The organism is Streptomyces sp. NPDC060002 (assembly GCF_042737245.1).
GTDB lineage: Bacteria > Actinomycetota > Actinomycetes > Streptomycetales > Streptomycetaceae > Streptomyces.
This window is the reverse complement of sequence record NZ_JBHWUW010000001.1, coordinates 353,744-368,295: the sequence shown is the minus strand read 5'-3', so window position 1 is coordinate 368,295 and position 14,552 is coordinate 353,744. Positions and strand designations below refer to the sequence as shown.

Sequence of the window (14,552 nt, the reverse complement as noted above, 5' to 3'; positions counted from 1 at the left end):
TTGTGGGCGCGCCCGCCGGGCCCCGCCCCGCCGGCGGGGGGGGGGGGGGGGGGGGTGGGGGGGGGGGGGGGGGGGGCGCGGGCCCCCCCCCCCCCCCCCCACCCCCGTCCTCGCCGGGCGGGTCGTCGACGCGATCGTGTCGCACGGCGACGCCGACGCGGTCGTCCGCCTGGCGCTGCTCATCGCGGTCATCGCGGTGCTGGAGGCGGCGCTCGGCATCCTGGGCAGGAGGCTCTCGGCGACGCTGGGGGAGGGCCTCATCCTCGATCTGCGCACGGCCGTGTTCGATCATGTGCAGCGGATGCCGGTCGCGTTCTTCACACGTACCCGTACGGGAGCGCTCGTCTCCCGACTCAACAACGACGTGATCGGCGCCCAGCGCGCCTTCAGCAACACCCTCTCCGGAGTGGTCTCCAACCTGGTCACCCTGGTGCTCACCCTCGCCGTCATGCTCACCCTGTCCTGGCAGATCACGCTGCTCGCACTGGCGCTGCTGCCGGTGTTCGTGCTCCCGGCCCGGCGCATGGGCAGCCGGATGGCGGGCATGCAGCGCGAGGCGGCCACGCTCAACGCGGCGATGGGCACCCGGATGACCGAGCGCTTCTCCGCACCCGGCGCCACGCTGGTCAAACTGTTCGGCCGGCCCGAGGAGGAGTCGGCGGAGTTCGCGGCCCGGGCCGCCCACGTCCGGGACATCGGCGTCCGCACGGCCACCGCCCAGTCGGTGTTCATCACCGCCCTGACCCTCGTCTCCGCCCTGGCCCTCGCCCTCGTCTACGGCCTCGGCGGCCGTCTCGCGCTGAACGGCACCCTCGAACCGGGGGCCGTCGTCGCCCTCGCCCTGCTCCTGACCCGTCTGTACGCCCCGCTGACCTCCCTCGCCGGTGCCCGGGTGGAGGTGATGAGCGCGCTGGTCAGCTTCGAGCGGGTCTTCGAGGTGCTCGACCTGAAGCCGCTCATCGAGGAGAAGCCGGACGCCCGCGAGGTGCCGCCGGGCCCTGTCGCGGTCGAGTTCGAGGACGTCCGATTCGGCTACCCGTCCGCCGACAGGGTCTCCCTGGCCTCCCTTGAGGAGGTCGCCTCACTCGACTCCCGCGGCGGCGCCGAGGTCCTGCACGGCGTCTCCTTCCGCGCCGCTCCCGGGCAGACCGTCGCCCTCGTCGGCTCCTCGGGCGCCGGCAAGTCGACCATCGCCCAGCTCCTGCCGCGCCTGTACGACGTCGACGCGGGCGCCGTCCGGATCGGCGGCGTCGACGTCCGTGACCTGAGCGCGGGCTCCCTGCGGGCCACCCTCGGCATGGTCACCCAGGACGGCCACCTCTTCCACGACAGCGTCCGCGCGAACCTCCTGCTGGCCCGTCCCGGGGCCACCGAGGACGACCTGTGGGACGCCCTGCGCCGCTCCCGCCTGGACGACCTCGTCCGCTCCCTCCCCGACGGGCTCGACACGGTCGTCGGGGAACGCGGCTACCGCCTCTCCGGCGGTGAGCGCCAGCGCATGACCATCGCCCGGCTGCTGCTGGCCCGCCAGCGCGTCGTCATCCTCGACGAGGCCACCGCGCACCTCGACAACACGTCCGAGGCGGCCGTCCAGGAAGCCCTCGCCGAGGCTCTCGCGGACCGTACGGCGATCGTGATCGCCCACCGGCTGTCGACCGTGCGCGCCGCCGACCTGATCCTCGTCGTCGAGTCCGGCCGGGTGGTGGAACGCGGCACGCACGAGGAGCTCCTGGCGACCGGCGGACGGTACGCGGAGCTGCACCGGACACAGTTCGACCAGCCCGGGATGACGGAGGCGGTCGCGGGCTGAGGCGGGGCGGGGGCGGCGCGCCGGCGGGCCGCCCCCGCCCCCCGCGCGGCGTGCGGAGGGTCAGCGCTCGGCGAGCAGATCACCAGGCGGCGACGGCCCCGAGGTCGCCGCCGCAGGTCCCGCTGAAGGACCCGGAGGCCGGGTCCGCGGCAGCGGCGGGTGACGCGGCCGCGACGAACCCGGCGCAGGTGATGGCCGCGGCCGTGAGGCATGCGAAGGGACGGCGCACGAAGCGGAACTCCTGTGAAAAGGGGAGGGGCAGCGGGGACTTACCGCTGGTAACCCGCTTCTGTCGCCGGCTCGGCCGGGGGAGATCGAAACCTGACCGCCTGGTCCGGTCCAGGGGTCTCGGTGACGGCTCGCCGTCCGGACCCGGCGAGGTGAACCACTCGAGGAATATCTGACTGGTCAGGTATTGTTGGTCGGGTGAACCGCTCGCACCAGGCGGGCACCACACATCCTGTGCCGAGGTCCTCGATGAAGCCGATCTACGTTCTCGACGCGCACCGCGGTGGGCCGTACGGCTTCTCCCCGACGCTCCGCGAGGTGACTTCGCCGCATCCGGAGCTCGACGTGGACGACATGGAGCGGCGCCTCGCGGCGTTCGCCTCCCCCCGCTCCTCCTGACACCCGACGGTCCCCGACCACCTCCGAAGGAACCACCATGAGCACGCTCGACTTCAAGGTCCTCGACCTGGACTTCCCGGCCGGCAGCAAGAACAAGACCGCCACCCTCGTCACCGGCGAGAACGAGGCACTGCTGGTCGACGCCGCCTTCACCCGCGCCGACGGCCACCGCCTGGCCGCCGAGATCCTCGACTCCGGCAAGCGGCTCACCACCGTCTTCGTCAGCCACGCCGACCCCGACTTCTACTTCGGCGCAGAGGTCCTCGCCGACGCCTTCCCGGAGGCGAAGTTCGTCGCGACCCCGCTCGTCATCGAGCACATCGCGCACTCCTACGAGGGCAAGCTCAAGGCCTGGGCGGCCCTCGGCCCCAACCTGCCCACCCGCCTGGTGGACCTCCAGCCCCTCATCGGCGACCTCACCCTGGAAGGCCACGTCTTCGAGCTCAAGGGCGGCCCGGCCGCGCTGCCCGACCGTCACTACCTGTGGCAGGCCGAGAACCGCGCTCTCCTGGGCGGTGTCCTGCTCTTCCAGCAGGAGCACGTCTGGGTCGCCGACACCGCCACCCCCGGTGACCGCGCCGCCTGGATCGGCCTGCTCGACGAGATGGCCGCCCTCCAGCCCGAACTGGTCGTCCCCGGCCACCGCCTGCCCGGCACCGCGGCCAACGCGACCGCCATCTCCGCCACCCGCGAGTACCTCCTCACCTTCGAGGAGGAGCTCGGCAAGGCGGCCGACGGCGCCGCGCTGACCGGCGCACTCGTCAAGCGCTACCCGGACAACGGCATGCTGATCGCCGCGCAGATCGGCGCGAAGGTCGCCAAGGGCGAGATGAAGTGGGGCTGAGATGAGCGAGTTCGCGACTTCCACCGCCCCCGCCGACGTCGTACGCCGCCAGTACCTGGCCTCCGCGGCAGGTGACCTGGAGGCCCTTCGGGCCACCCTCGCCCCGGACGTGGAGTGGACCGAGATGGCGGGCTTCCCCCTCGCCGGCACCTACCGCACCCCCGACGGCGTGACCGCCAACGTGATGGAGCGGCTCGGCCGGGACTGGAAGGACTGGACCGCCCACGACGACACCTATGTCGTCGACGGCGAGAACGTCGTCGTCCTGGCCCGTTACACCGCCACCAACAACGCCACCGCCAAGGCGATCGACGTCCGCGTGGCGCACCACTTCGTCGTACGCGGCGGGCTCATCGTCCGCTTCGAACAGTTCGTCGACACCGCGCTCGTCCGCGACGCGATGACCCGCTGATCCCCCGCACCATCACCCGCACCACCACCCGTACGCCGCAGCGCACACGCGCCGCGGCGTACGGGCCGCACCCGGGACCGACGACAGACTCGTTCTCCAGCTCGGGATCCTTGCCGTACTCGCGCTGTTCGTCCTCGCCTTGGGAATGCTCGCGCGATCCTGGAGCTGCTGCCGGGCGTGGTGGACGGTGAGGCCACGCCGGAGCTGCTCGACCGGCTCTCCGTCGAACGGGACCGTATCGACCGGCAGATCGGCGAGCTGGTGAGCGCCCGGAAAGAGCTCGACACCGTCATCACCGACACGACCGGGAACCGGCGGACAGGCCGGCACTGCCGACCCCGGTAGCCCCGGCCGGCGGCGAGCCGGGGGCAGCGGGGCCGAGAGCGGGCCCGGGCGGCCGTACGAGTGCTACGGCACAGGGGAAGGCTTCCCCGCGCTCCGACCGCGTGACCCGGCGATCTCCGCGGCGAACTGCGCCCCCGTCAGCAGGGCGAGGTTGGACAGCCACAGCCAGACGAGGAAGACGACCACGCCCGCGAGCGAGCCGTAGAGCCTGCTGTACGCGTTCAGGCCGGCGGCGTACCAGGCGAAGCCCGCCGACACCGCGAGCCACAGCGCGGCCGCCAGAGCCCCGCCCGGCAGACTGTGCCGGCGCAGGCGGGCCGGCGGCGGACCGGTGTGGAAGACGACCACGACCAGGAGGGCGACCAGGCACAGCAACAGCGGCCAGCGCAGCACGCTCCAGGCCCAGGTCACGGTGGTGCCCACGCCGATGATCCGGCCGGCCGCCTCGGCCAGCGGACCGGTCAGCAGCAGGACGAGGGAACCGGCGAGGAGCAGTCCCAGCAGGGCGAGGGCGGTCAGCAGGATGCGGGGCGCCTTGCGCCAGGGCGAGCGCCGGTCCTCGGCCCGGTGCATGTGGTGCAGGGCGCGACGGAAGACGGCGAGATAGCTGGAGGCCGACCACAGCGCACTGGTCGCGCCGGCCACCAGCAGCGGCCAGGCCGTACTGTCGGCGCCCAGCGCACGGGACAGCACGGCGTGCAGGTCGGCGCCGGACTCGGCCGGGGCGTAGGCGGTGACGTGGGTGACGAACTCCTCGGCCGTGTCCGGGCTGATCAGCCCGAACGCGAGGACGGTGACCAGCATCGCGGGGAGCACGGCCAGGATCGCGTAGTACGTCAGCGCCGCCGCGTAGTCCGTGATGTCGTCGTTCCACAGGGACACCGGGGTACGCCGCAGCGCCGGCCACCAGGCGGCGGGCAGCCGGGGCCGGAGGGTGCGGCGTGCCTCGCCGGTGTACGGGTCGGCGGACATGGCAGCGCCGGAGAGCCCGGTCGGGAGTCCGGGTGCCGGGGCGCGGGCGGGCGTGCGTGCGTCGAGGGCGGCCGTCCGCCTCCGGCGGCGTCCCGTGCCACCGGAGGCCGACAGGGCCGCGCCCGTGATCATCCCTACGAACCGTGTGCTCATGTCCCTGCACCTCTCACCCGGATCCGCTCCCGCACACCCCGAGGCGAGCCGCAGTTTTCTCGACCCGGGACTCGGACGTGCTCGCGGGCTCCCCCTCTTCGGGCGGGCGGAGGTCGACGGAGCGGGTGGGCTGCGTCTCAGGAATCGGAGGGGCGGATGATCTGCCACTCCTGGTCGTCGGTGTTGGAGCAGGTGAAGAGCGTGAGCTGGGCTCCGTTGCCGCCGGTGCTGTATCCGGCGACGTCCAGGCAGGCGTTGTTGCCGGCGTAGTTGCGGATCCAGTAGTTGCCGCTGTCCTGTTTGTCGAGCCACCACAGCTGGTTGTCGGCGGTCGTTCCGGCGCAGGTGTACTCAAGGATCGGGGACCTGATGGGCTTGGCGCCGTAGTCCGGCAGATCCACGCACAGCTGGTCCTCGACGTTGCGGATCTGGAAGAGAGCCGAGCCGCCGGGGCCCAGCTTCGGGTACTTCACCTCCAGGTTCCACCGCTGGGTGCCGCCGGTGTTCTCGTCGCAGGTGGCCTGCACCACCAGGCCCGCCGAATCCGTGTCGTCGTCGGCGGGGAGGCCGGCGCACATCTTGGTGGTCGTGTTGCGCAGCATGATGTCGGACGCGGGCAGCACGCTCGGGGTCTTCTTCCTGGCCTGCGGGGACGCGGAGCCGCCGCCTCCGCCGGCCTGTGCCGAGGGCGACGCGGCAGGCGGGGCCGACTCGGCGGGCGCCGCGGACGCGGCAGGTGCCGAAGGCGGTGCCTGCGGCGCTGAGGGGGAAGGCGACAGCGTGCTGACGGCGACCTCCTGCAACTCCCGGGCGGTGCTGGTGACCTTGGGCTTGTAGGCGATCCACAGCATCACGACGGCGATCGAGAGCGCCAGGAGGATCCCGAGCGTCCTGGCCAGCCAGCCGGGCAGAAAACTCCGCTGCACATAGGTGCCCTCGACCGTGAGCGGCGTCACCCCCGACCGCTTCACCGCGAGGGTGTACGGCCGTTCCGTCCTGGACCCGAACCAGATGATCTGCCGAGGCTTCAGCGTGGCCTTCACGAACGCGGCCCGGCCGGGCTCGATCTGGAAGCTGCCCGGCTGGATGTCGTACGACAGCTGGTCGCCGGAGTCGCTGCCGCTCAGCGACCCGGTCAGCTTCGTGTTGCCGAGGTTGTCGACAGCCAGCTTCGGCCGCCCCCGGAAACGGCCCTTCACCGTCGGCGGGACGAGCTCGGCCCGCACTTCCGTGAAGGGGGCGATCGTCAGATTCCCCTCGGGCACGGTCACCGCCTCCGGATGCTCGGTCGGGGTGATCCGTACCGCGTACGGGTTCGGGCCGGCGGTCGCGTCGGGCGTACGAGGCGGCGCGAAGGTCAGCTCCACCGTCCCCGTCGTCCCCGGGTACAGCCGCAGGGAGGCGGGCTCCACCGTGGTCCAGGGCGCGATGTCACCGATGGGTTCGAAGCGGTACTCGTCGACCACGTCACCGGTGTTGCGCAGCCGCAGCCGCACGGTCGTACTGCCACCGGGATCCACGGTGGCGGAGGAGGGTTCGAGGGAAGTCCAAATGCTCACTGCTCGACGCTACGGGGGCGAAGAGCATCCGTCAGGAGCCGTCGGGGCAGGCCGCACTGCCCCGACGGGCACCGGCAGTCCGGCAGACGCTCAGGTGAGCGGGGCCGTCAGGGCGGCTCGTCCCCACGCAGCCGTTCCTGTTCCAGCAGTTCGTCGAGGTCGGTCAGACGGTCGAGCCCCCGTACGGCCTGCGACATGCGCGGGTTGTGCTCGAGCCGGGAGCGGTGGCGATGCAGGAACGCCCAGTATCCGGCGGTGTACGGGCAGGCGTTCTCGCCCGCCCGTAGCGTCGGGCGGTACGCGCAGGGACCGCAGAAGTCGCTCATCCGGTTCACGTACGCGCCACCCGAGGTGTACGGCTTGGTCGTCATCCGCCCGCCGTCGGCGTACTGCGACATGCCGACGACGTTCGGCAGCATCACCCAGTCGTAGCCGTCGACGAAGCAGCGGTGGAACCAGTCGGTCACCGCCGCCGGATCCCATCCCCGCTGGAGCGCATGACTGCCCAGCAGCATCAGCCGCGGGATGTGGTGGGTCCAGCCGCTGTCCCGCACCTGAGCGAGGACGGTGGACAGACAGCGCGCGGTGACCGCCTCCGCGTCGAGCTCCAGAAACCAGTCGGGCAGCGGGGCGTGGTGGCGCAGGGCGTTGCTGCGCCGGTAGTCCTCGCCGAAGTACCAGTACAGCTGCCATACGTACTCGCGCCAGCCCGCGATCTGGCGCACGAATCCCTCGACGCTGTTGATCGGTGCGTCACCGCGGCGCCAGGCCTCCTCGGCGAGGTCGACGCACTCCTGCGGATCCAGGAGCCCCAGGTTGAGCGACGAGGACAGCAGACTGTGGCTGAGCACGGGATCGCCGGCGAGCATGGCGTCCTCGTGCGGACCGAACCCGGCGAGCCGGTACTCGACGAAGCGCCGCAGGGCCTTGAGGGCCTCCCGGCGGGACGCGGGGAAGAGCCGTGGGCCGTCCCGCCCGACGAAGGACACCTCTCCCGAGCGTTCCCAGCGGTCGAGGTCGTGGCGCACCTCGTCGTCGATGCCGTTCTCGCGCGGACGGTACGGCTTGGGGGCGTCGAGCGTACGGGCGCCGGTGGGCGCGGGCTCACGATTGTCGTGGTCGTGGTTCCAGCGGCCGCCCGCCGGCTCTGCGCCGTTCATCAGCAGGTCGTGATCTCGACGCACCCAGCGGTAGAAGTCCTCCTGGCGCAGCCGTTCGCCCCCGTGGCCGTCGGCCCATGCCCGGAAGTCCTCCTGGGGGACGAGGAATCCCCGGGCGGGCAGGACGCGTACGCCGTCCAGCGCACGGACGAGCCCGAGAGCGGCGCGTGAGGTGGGGTGGTGCACCGTCAGCGCGGTCGAGCCGACCGCCTCGCGCAGTCCCTCGCGGTAGGTGTCCGCCTTGACGTAGTGCACCCGGTCCCCGAGTTCCGCGGCCCGGTGGCGCATCGCGCAGAGCAGCAGATGCGCCTTGGCCCGGTGGAAGCGGCGTCGCCGGAAGACCGACCGCGCCTCGATCATCACGACGGCCGAGTCGCGTTCCGGGCCGCCCTGACCGGGCGTGAGGAAGTGAGGCCCGAGCTGGTCGCCGAAGAGCCAGTGCAGGCCGGTCATACGCGCGCGTTCATGGAGCGACTCCGGTGGGGTGGGGTGCGGTTTGGTCTGGTGCGGTGCGAGGAGGTGCGTACTGGAGGTTTCACCGGTCACGGCGACGGCGGATGCCCGGCGAACGGGTGAAACGGGCCGCGCGGCAGCTCACTGGGGCGGACCCCTCGCTCGAGTCGATCTGCGCAGGAGGGGAAACGCGGCTGTCCGGTGCGGACTTGGATCAAAAGGAGGGGACAATGTCCGTGCAGGGCAACGTCGTTGGGTTACGGGGAGAGGGACAAGATGCTGGAGGAACTCATTCTGGCCGGGGGAACCACGGTCGTCGCGGCCATGGCCACCGACTCGTGGACGGTCGCGCGCGGGGGAGTCGCACAGCTGTTCCGTCGCCGCGGAGAGGACCGACAGACCGCCATCGAGGCCCAGCTCGACAACAACGAGGCCCTCGTCGCGAGGGCCGACGACGCCGAGCGGGTACGTCAGAGCTTGCTCCCCGTGTGGATGCTGGAGCTGGAATCGCTCCTTGGCGAGTACCCGGACGCCGCGGACGAACTGCGTGAGCTGACCGAGGAGATCAAGAAGCGGTTGCCCGAGACGCGGCAGCTCCAGGTGCAGAACAACGTGGCCAAGGACAACGGACAGGTTTTCGCGGCTCTGGGCGGCAATGTCATCGTGCACCCGGCGCCTCCTGGACAGGCGGGAGGCGCCGGAGCCGCCCCGTGAGCCGGCCCGGAACCGGGCCGCGGCAGACGGTCCGCGTCGACGGCGGGTTCGGCTACGGCGTCATCGGCGCCGACCTGCACGTCTTCCCCGACCGGGGTCCGGTCTACCTGCCGCGTACCCGCCGGGCCATCCCGACGACTCTTCGAGAGGCCGACGTGGAGGCGTCGTCTTCACACGCGGCGACCGCCACGCCGCGGAGTGGCTCGCGCCCTACAACGGGCACTCCTGACAACGGCTTCGACAACGGGCTCCTGAGCACCGGCAGTGGACGCTCCGAGCGCAGGCGACGTGGCAAAGGAGCCCCCGTGGTACCCGCCCGCTGTTCCGTAGGCTGACGGCACACAGCCCTTGACCTGCGGAAAGCAGGCAGGGAGCCGAATTGAGGGAGTGCTCGATGCTGCGCGGTTCGGCGTCCAACGTCGGTATCTCCATCGGCTCCGGAGTGGCGGGCATCGCCCTGGCCTCACCACCGCGGCAGGCAGGGCCACCGCTGGTCGGCACGGTGGCTGCCGCGCTCACCCTCGTACCGTTGACGGCGCTCGTGCTGATGCGCGCCACCCGTTCCGGCACACCGCTGGCCAGGCCAGGAGCAGCCGCAGACCAGTCGGTCGAGGCCGGCCATCAGGACCTGGCCTGAAGACATCCCAGAGGAGCCCTTTCCTCCACTGTCGCGCGTCGAGACAGCCGCACCTCCTGGTGTCGGACGCTCTGCCCGCCGTTGGACGGTGCCGCTGATACGGGCGCTCGCCGATCGGCCGTGATCTCGGTGCGCGTCGGCCGAAGAGACGGAGACGTCCATCGCCTGCGGAGGGCATCGCCCGCACCAACCAGGCACGGGCCTGCCTCAGCGTCAGGGGACCGGCACGATCCACCGGCCTGCTCCGACAGCGGCGGCCCGTCGCGGTCAGCTGAGAGGAAAGGAAGCCGACAGGTCCTGGTCGGCGGCCCAGGAGGCCAGGATGCGCAGTCGTTCGTGGGTGGGGGAGCCGGGTGCGGCGGTCCAGACGGTCAGGTGCTGGTCGGGGTCGGTGTTGGCGGTGAGGGTGTCCCAGTCCAGGACGAGTTCGCCGACGACGGGATGGTTGAGGGTCTTCGTGCCCACGGTGCGGGCGGCGACGTGGTGGTCGCCCCACCACCTCGCGAACTGCTTGTCCCGCATCGACAGTTCACCGACCAGTTCGACCAGGCTGGGGTCCTCCGGATACTTCGCGGCCTCCATCCGAAGCTGGGCCACGGAAATCTGCGCGGAAGTCTCCCAGTCGGCGTACAGGGTGCGCATCGCCGGATCCGTGAAGACGATCCGGGGGTAGTTGCGGTGTTTTTCCGGGACGCGGGAGAAGTCGGTGACCAGGGCTGCGGCCAGTGCGTTCCAGGCCAGGATGTCCCCGCGCCGGCCCTGCACGACGGCCGGGGTGGCGGTCAGGTCGTCCAGGACCCGCTGCAACTGCGGCTGGACCTTCTGCCGGCCGCGCCGCCGGGTGCGGCCGGTGGTCTTGCCCGCGAGCTGGAAGAGGTAACCGCGCTCGTCGTCATCCAGATGGAGTACCTGGGCGAGAACGCCCAGCACGGGCGCCGATGCCTGCATACGGCCCTGTTCGAGGCGGGTGTAGTAGTCGGTGCTGATGCTGGCGAGCTGGGCGACCTCCTCGCGGCGCAGCCCGGCAACCCGGCGGGGCCTGTCGGTCTCGGGCAGTCCGACCGTGCGCGGGCTCAGCTCGGAGCGGCGCTTCTTGAGGAATTCTCCCAGCTCATTGAGGGGAACGTTGGCGGTCATGCTTCCCAGCATGACACCGATTCCACTCGGGAAAGGGGGGAGAATTTACTCCCAGGATGTTCCCCTCCCAGGATGGATTTCTCCGCTTCTCGCGCCTGCCCTCGCGTGTGAGGCTCGATATCGAGCAGCCGATCCCGACCCCGACCCGATCCCGACCCCGGCTGCGCGCTCACCGATCCTCGCACCGAAGGAAGCCCCCCATGCGCGGAGCAGTCATATACGCCCCCGGCGACGTGCGCTTCGAGAACCTCGACGACCCGAAGATCCTCCATCCGACCGACGCGGTGATCCGCACGGTCGCCACCTGCGTGTGCGGCTCGGACCTGTGGCCCTACCGCGGCGCGGAACCCATCGGCGACCCGCACCCGATGGGGCATGAGTACGTCGGCATCGTCGAGGAGGTCGGCAGCGAGGTCGCCAACGTCAAGCCGGGCCAGTTCGTGGTCGGCTCCTTCGCCACCTCGGACAACACCTGCGCCAACTGCCGCAACGGCTGGCAGTCGTCCTGTCTGCACCGCGAGTTCATGAGCACCTGCCAGGCCGACTACGTGCGCATCCCCAACGCCCACGGCACCCTCGTCGCCACCGACGAGCACCCGGACGCCGAGGTGGTGCCGAGCCTGCTCGCTGTCTCGGACGTGATGGGCACTGGCTGGTACGCCGCCCTGGCCGCCGAGGTGAAGCCCGGCTCGACGGCCGTCGTGGTCGGTGACGGTGCGGTCGGCCTGTGCGGCGTCATCGCCGCCAAGGAACTCGGCGCCGAACGCATCATCGCCATGAGCCGCCACGCCTCCCGGCAGAAGCTCGCCCTGGACTTCGGCGCCACCGACATCATCAGCGAACGCGGCGACGAAGGCATCGCCCGCGTCAAGGACCTCACCGGCGGCATCGGCGCCGACTCCGTCCTGGAGTGCGTCGGCAGCGCCGAGTCGATGCGGCAGGCCCTGCACTCCGCCCGGCCCGGCGGCAACGTCGGCTTTGTCGGCGTCCCGCACGAGGTGGCGGTCGACGGCCAGGAGCTGTTCTTCTCCCACGTCGGCCTGCGCGGCGGCCCCGCCCCCGTACGCGCCTACCTGCCCGACCTGATCGACCGGGTCCTTTCCGGACGGATCAACCCGGGCAAGGTCTTCGACCTCACCCTGGCCCTGGAGCAGGTCGCCGAGGGCTACAAGGCCATGGACGAGCGCCGCGCCATCAAGGCCCTCCTCAAGCCCTGACCCCCAGCCCGGTGACCGGCTGCCCGTGTCGAGCACCGCAGAAATGAGACAAGAAATGCCTGCAGCAGACAACTACATCTTCGACCTGGACGAGAACGTCACCCGGAAGCCGGTGTCGTACGAGAACAGGTACGGGATCAGCATCTCCGCGGACCTCTACCAGCCGAAGGACTTCGACGCCTCCCCGGAACACCCGGCGATCATCGTCGGCGCACCGTACGGCGGCGTGAAGGAGCAGGGCCCGGGCATCTATGCCCAGAACCTGGCCCGGCGCGGCTTCGTGGCCCTCGCCTTCGACCCCTCCTACAACGGCTACAGCGGCGGCGACCCGCGACACGTCTCCTCCGCCGACGTCTTCACCGAGGACTTCAGCGCGGCCGTCGACTACCTGGGCACCCGTGACTTCGTGAACCGGGACCGCATCGGCGTCGTCGGCATGTGCGGCAGCGGCGGCTTCGCGCTCAGCGCGGCCCAGGTCGACCGCCGCATCAAGGCGGTCGCCACGGTCGTCATGTACGACATCGCCCGGATCTCCTCGGAGGGCTGGCAGGGCTCCCTCAGCGCGGAGGAACGAGGCGCCATGCTCGACGCGATCGCCGAGCAGCGGTACGCGGACTTCGAGGCCCCCGCCCCCGCCCTGACCCCGCGCGGCGCGCCCATCGGGTTCGACGAGCACACCGACCCGGTCGGCCGTGAGTTCGGTGAGTTCTACTCCACTTCGCGGGGCTACCACCCGAACTCCCTCACCCAGTTCACGCTGACGAGCGGCATGTCGTTGATGAACTTTCCGCTGCTGTCGAAGATCGAGTGGATCTCGCCGCGGCCCGTCCTGTTCGTCGTCGGCGAGAACGCCCACTCGCGGTACTTCAGCGAGGACGCCTACGAACTCGCGGCCGAGCCGAAGGAGTTCTACGCCGTCCCGAACGCCGGCCACGTCGATCTGTACGACAGGACGGACCTGATCCCGTTCGACAAGCTGGAGGAGTTCTTCAGCAAGAACCTGACCTGATCGCACGCCGCCCTCGCGTACGGCCGCACCGGAAGGCGCCGGGCGCACATCGTCCCCGGCCCTCGGCCCCCTCCCGCCCCGCCCCCACACCGTCGGGCCGCATCACCGGCAGCGCGGATGCGGGCGGGAGCCACCGCCTCACACAAGGAACGACGAACCCCATGACGACCTTCGCGCTCATCGGCGCCGGCCCCGGTCTCGGGCTGGCCACCGCCCGCCGCTTCGGATCCGCCGGCCACACCGTCGCCCTCATCGCACGCAAGGCCGAGCGCCTGCAGGAGATGGCCGCCGAGCTGGCCCGTGACGGCATCCAGGCGCGCGGCTTCGCCGCCGACGTCCTCGACATCGAGTCACTGGACGCGGCCCTGCACGCGGCCGCCAAGGACCTGGGACCCATCGAGATCCTGCAGTACAGCCCGGTGCCCCGCGCCGACTTCATGAAGCCGGTCCTCGACACCGGCGCCGACGAGCTCGACGCACCCCTGGCCTTCTCCGTCAAGGGCCCTGTCACCTGCGTGAACGCCGTCCTGCCCGGCATGCGCGCCCTCGGCCGCGGCACCCTGCTGTTCGTCAACGGCTCCAGCGCCGTACGCCCCAACCCCAACGTCGCCGGCACCTCGATCGCCTTCGCCGCCGAAAGCGCCTACGCCCGCATGCTGCACGACGCGCTCGCCCCGGAGAACATCCACGCCGCCCAACTGATCATCCCGGGCGCCATCCGGCCCGACGCCGAGCACAGCAGCCCCGACGTCCTGGCCCAGCGTCTGTACGACATCCACCAGCAGCGGGACGGCTTCCGCCACTACGCCGAGCCCCTGCCCGACTAGCCACAGGAAGACCCGTGCACCCGGCATCCCTTCGCGCTCTTGCCCGCCTGGTCCCGGCCGCCGCCCTGCTGCTGGTCGCGACCGCCTGCACCAACGATGCCCCCTCCTCCTCCGCTCCCGAGCCCGTGTCGCCGCAGGCTTCGACAGCTCCGGCCGCCACCGCACCGACCGGCAGGACCACCGCCATGAACATTCGGCTCACGCTCAACGGCCACCGCATCACCGCCACCCTGAACGACGGCGCTGCCGCCCGCGACTTCGCCGCCCAGCTCCCCCTCACCCTGTCACTGCGCGACTTCAACAAGGTCGAGAAGACCGCCGACCTGCCGCGAAAGCTGTCCACCTCCGGTGCCCCGGAAGGCGCCGACCCCAAGGCCGGTGACCTGGCGTACTACGCACCCTGGGGCACCCTGGCCACCTACTACCGCGACGCCCCCTACGCGGCCGGCCTGGTCCCCCTCGGGCGCATGGCCGACGGCGGCGCCGAGCACCTCGCCACCGCCGACGAGATCACCATCGAAGCCGCGCCCTGACCCGCCCCACCGCTCGTCCCGCACGGGAGGCTCCCGCAGGAAGGGGGGAGGAGGTCCTCCTCTTTTCGTCCGGTTCGGTTCCTGGAACCGTCGAAGACGTGGCCGCGCAGTCCGCTGGCCGCCGTGACAACTTCAGCCGCCAC

At 71.2% G+C, this 14,552-nt stretch carries 16 protein-coding genes; 11 read left to right on the top strand and 5 right to left on the bottom strand.

Features of this window, described 5'->3' with window-relative positions:
• Positions 1-136 precede the first annotated feature (136 nt).
• A complete protein-coding gene (locus ACFWBD_RS01665; protein WP_385661096.1) occupies positions 137-1,810 on the top strand; it encodes an ABC transporter ATP-binding protein in 1,674 nt (557 codons plus the stop codon).
• A 79-nt stretch (positions 1,811-1,889) separates the two neighbouring features.
• On the opposite strand, the gene ACFWBD_RS01660 is transcribed toward ACFWBD_RS01665, so the two are convergent.
• Entirely contained in the window at positions 1,890-2,039 is a 150-nt protein-coding gene (locus tag ACFWBD_RS01660; RefSeq protein ID WP_385661093.1) for a hypothetical protein, read from the bottom strand.
• Positions 2,040-2,236: 197 nt separating this feature from the next.
• Here ACFWBD_RS01660 and ACFWBD_RS01655 point away from each other — a divergent pair, with 197 nt between their 5' ends.
• From ACFWBD_RS01655 to ACFWBD_RS01640, 4 genes are all read left to right on the top strand, one after another.
• Positions 2,237-2,437 (top strand): hypothetical protein, encoded by a 201-nt coding sequence (locus ACFWBD_RS01655; protein ID WP_385661090.1) that lies wholly within the window; start codon positions 2,237-2,239, stop codon positions 2,435-2,437.
• Positions 2,438-2,474: 37 nt separating this feature from the next.
• Positions 2,475-3,281: an MBL fold metallo-hydrolase gene (locus tag ACFWBD_RS01650; RefSeq protein ID WP_385661087.1), complete on the top strand. Its 807-nt coding sequence runs from the start codon at positions 2,475-2,477 to the stop codon at positions 3,279-3,281.
• Position 3,282: 1 nt separating this feature from the next.
• Complete coding sequence (locus ACFWBD_RS01645; protein WP_385661084.1) at positions 3,283-3,693, top strand: nuclear transport factor 2 family protein; 411 nt, start codon at positions 3,283-3,285, stop codon at positions 3,691-3,693.
• 177 nt (positions 3,694-3,870) lie between these two features.
• Positions 3,871-4,038 carry a hypothetical protein gene (locus ACFWBD_RS01640; protein ID WP_385661081.1) on the top strand — a complete coding sequence of 56 codons (168 nt, stop codon included), beginning with the start codon at positions 3,871-3,873 and terminating at the stop codon, positions 4,036-4,038.
• 63 nt (positions 4,039-4,101) lie between these two features.
• On the opposite strand, the gene ACFWBD_RS01635 is transcribed toward ACFWBD_RS01640, so the two are convergent.
• The 3 genes from ACFWBD_RS01635 to ACFWBD_RS01625 form a co-directional block, all read right to left on the bottom strand.
• Positions 4,102-5,010 carry a YihY/virulence factor BrkB family protein gene (locus tag ACFWBD_RS01635; RefSeq protein ID WP_385661509.1) on the bottom strand — a complete coding sequence of 303 codons (909 nt, stop codon included), beginning with the start codon at positions 5,008-5,010 and terminating at the stop codon, positions 4,102-4,104.
• Positions 5,011-5,300: 290 nt separating this feature from the next.
• Positions 5,301-6,722, bottom strand: a complete 1,422-nt coding sequence (locus ACFWBD_RS01630) for an RICIN domain-containing protein (RefSeq protein ID WP_385661078.1) — start codon at positions 6,720-6,722, stop codon at positions 5,301-5,303.
• Positions 6,723-6,829: 107 nt separating this feature from the next.
• Entirely contained in the window at positions 6,830-8,335 is a 1,506-nt protein-coding gene (locus tag ACFWBD_RS01625) for a cryptochrome/photolyase family protein (protein ID WP_385661075.1), read from the bottom strand.
• 276 nt (positions 8,336-8,611) lie between these two features.
• Here ACFWBD_RS01625 and ACFWBD_RS01620 point away from each other — a divergent pair, with 276 nt between their 5' ends.
• Both ACFWBD_RS01620 and ACFWBD_RS01615 read left to right on the top strand, forming a co-directional pair.
• The gene (locus tag ACFWBD_RS01620) at positions 8,612-9,049 is read left to right on the top strand and encodes a hypothetical protein (protein WP_385661073.1); all 438 of its coding nucleotides are present in this window, start codon (positions 8,612-8,614) and stop codon (positions 9,047-9,049) included.
• Between the two features lie 394 nt (positions 9,050-9,443).
• Complete coding sequence (locus ACFWBD_RS01615) at positions 9,444-9,686, top strand: hypothetical protein (RefSeq protein ID WP_385661070.1); 243 nt, start codon at positions 9,444-9,446, stop codon at positions 9,684-9,686.
• Positions 9,687-9,953: 267 nt separating this feature from the next.
• Here ACFWBD_RS01615 and ACFWBD_RS01610 read toward each other — a convergent pair whose 3' ends face one another.
• The gene (locus tag ACFWBD_RS01610) at positions 9,954-10,835 is read right to left on the bottom strand and encodes a helix-turn-helix domain-containing protein (protein WP_385661067.1); all 882 of its coding nucleotides are present in this window, start codon (positions 10,833-10,835) and stop codon (positions 9,954-9,956) included.
• A 188-nt stretch (positions 10,836-11,023) separates the two neighbouring features.
• Between ACFWBD_RS01610 and ACFWBD_RS01605 the strand changes: the two genes are divergently transcribed.
• From ACFWBD_RS01605 to ACFWBD_RS01590, 4 genes are all read left to right on the top strand, one after another.
• Entirely contained in the window at positions 11,024-12,040 is a 1,017-nt protein-coding gene (locus ACFWBD_RS01605; RefSeq protein WP_385661064.1) for a zinc-dependent alcohol dehydrogenase family protein, read from the top strand.
• Between the two features lie 55 nt (positions 12,041-12,095).
• The gene (locus tag ACFWBD_RS01600; RefSeq protein ID WP_385661061.1) at positions 12,096-13,049 is read left to right on the top strand and encodes an alpha/beta hydrolase; all 954 of its coding nucleotides are present in this window, start codon (positions 12,096-12,098) and stop codon (positions 13,047-13,049) included.
• Between the two features lie 161 nt (positions 13,050-13,210).
• Complete coding sequence (locus tag ACFWBD_RS01595) at positions 13,211-13,876, top strand: SDR family NAD(P)-dependent oxidoreductase (protein WP_385661059.1); 666 nt, start codon at positions 13,211-13,213, stop codon at positions 13,874-13,876.
• A 14-nt stretch (positions 13,877-13,890) separates the two neighbouring features.
• Positions 13,891-14,409: a cyclophilin-like fold protein gene (locus ACFWBD_RS01590; RefSeq protein WP_385661056.1), complete on the top strand. Its 519-nt coding sequence runs from the start codon at positions 13,891-13,893 to the stop codon at positions 14,407-14,409.
• Positions 14,410-14,552 lie beyond the last annotated feature (143 nt).

Excerpts from the sequence above, each read along its gene's own strand:
- ACFWBD_RS01650 (WP_385661087.1), top strand. The coding sequence starts at position 2,475 with ATGAGCACGCTCGACTTCAAGGTCCTCGACCTGGACTTCCCGGCCGGC.
- ACFWBD_RS01645 (WP_385661084.1), top strand. The coding sequence starts at position 3,283 with ATGAGCGAGTTCGCGACTTCCACCGCCCCCGCCGACGTCGTACGCCGC.
- ACFWBD_RS01635 (WP_385661509.1), bottom strand. The coding sequence starts at position 5,010 with ATGTCCGCCGACCCGTACACCGGCGAGGCACGCCGCACCCTCCGGCCC.
- ACFWBD_RS01625 (WP_385661075.1), bottom strand. The coding sequence starts at position 8,335 with ATGACCGGCCTGCACTGGCTCTTCGGCGACCAGCTCGGGCCTCACTTC.
- ACFWBD_RS01620 (WP_385661073.1), top strand. The coding sequence starts at position 8,612 with ATGCTGGAGGAACTCATTCTGGCCGGGGGAACCACGGTCGTCGCGGCC.
- ACFWBD_RS01615 (WP_385661070.1), top strand. The coding sequence starts at position 9,444 with ATGCTGCGCGGTTCGGCGTCCAACGTCGGTATCTCCATCGGCTCCGGA.
- ACFWBD_RS01610 (WP_385661067.1), bottom strand. The coding sequence starts at position 10,835 with ATGCTGGGAAGCATGACCGCCAACGTTCCCCTCAATGAGCTGGGAGAA.
- ACFWBD_RS01605 (WP_385661064.1), top strand. The coding sequence starts at position 11,024 with ATGCGCGGAGCAGTCATATACGCCCCCGGCGACGTGCGCTTCGAGAAC.
- ACFWBD_RS01600 (WP_385661061.1), top strand. The coding sequence starts at position 12,096 with ATGCCTGCAGCAGACAACTACATCTTCGACCTGGACGAGAACGTCACC.
- ACFWBD_RS01595 (WP_385661059.1), top strand. The coding sequence starts at position 13,211 with ATGACGACCTTCGCGCTCATCGGCGCCGGCCCCGGTCTCGGGCTGGCC.